Genomic DNA, 901 nt, shown 5'->3' with positions numbered 1-901 from the left:
CATGTCATTTTTCTCAGTTGGGGAGCCATTCAGTTTACAAGCTCTGTCTCTTTACCACAACCATTGGAAGCAATTCCCATTACTCTTGCTCCTTTAATGGACGAGTTTTCCTCTCAACAAGGAGCCGTGAAGGCTCCCATCCGTGCAATCCCTGCCGTCAAACCAACTATGCAGCCACAGGAGAAAGAAGATGCACGCCATATTGGAGAGGGACAAATAGATAGTCTTGCACCGTTTCAACCAAAAGAAAAGCCGCGTCCCGTTGAAACAGCATCGCCACCATCAAGCGAGAACACGTCAGAAACATTTGCACCCGAACTTACAAAACCAGAATTATTAGAAGCAAAAACAGAGGATTCTCCCAAGGTTGCGCCTGAGATGCCTTTGGAAGCACCGGAGGAGGCGCCCAAGGTTGCGCCTGAGATGCCTTTGGAAGCACCACCGGAGGAGGCGCCCAAGGTTGCACCTGAGATGCCTTTGGAAGCACCGGAGGAGGCGCCCAAGGTTGCACCTGAGATGCCTTTGGAAGCACCAGAGGATTCTCCCAAGGTTGCGCCTGAGATGCCTTTGGAGGCACCAGAGGATTCTCCCAAGGTTGCACCTGAGATGCCTTTGAGAGCGCCGGACGATGCCTCTAAGGATGCGCTTAAGCCTGCGCACAAAAATGAAGAGATGATATCGCCAAAAGAATTGGCTCCAACGGTCCAAAAAGTACCACCAGAGCAGATTGTTCATCAAACGCCCAAGATTGTACTTCCAGAAAAATCTCTTCTTCCACAGTTTAAACCAAAATTTGACGAAGATGTTCCAAGGAAGAATGAGGTTGCATTGAATCAAAAGACGCCAAAGCTTAACAAGAAAAACCAAGAGAAACAGACCATTGAAGATATTTTAGCACTGG

The 901-nt window shown here is 48.6% G+C and carries 1 pseudogene; it reads left to right on the top strand.

What is annotated here, in order from left to right:
• Positions 1–901, top strand: a pseudogene (locus ACFIKE_RS11695) (cell envelope biogenesis protein TolA); the annotation flags it as partial.

Origin of the sequence: Bartonella sp. MU70NMGDW (genome assembly GCF_042194085.1) — a bacterium.
Classification (GTDB): Bacteria; Pseudomonadota; Alphaproteobacteria; order Rhizobiales; family Rhizobiaceae; genus Bartonella; species Bartonella grahamii.
Note: the sequence above shows the minus strand (reverse complement) of the source record. Positions and strands in the feature narration are given on the sequence as shown.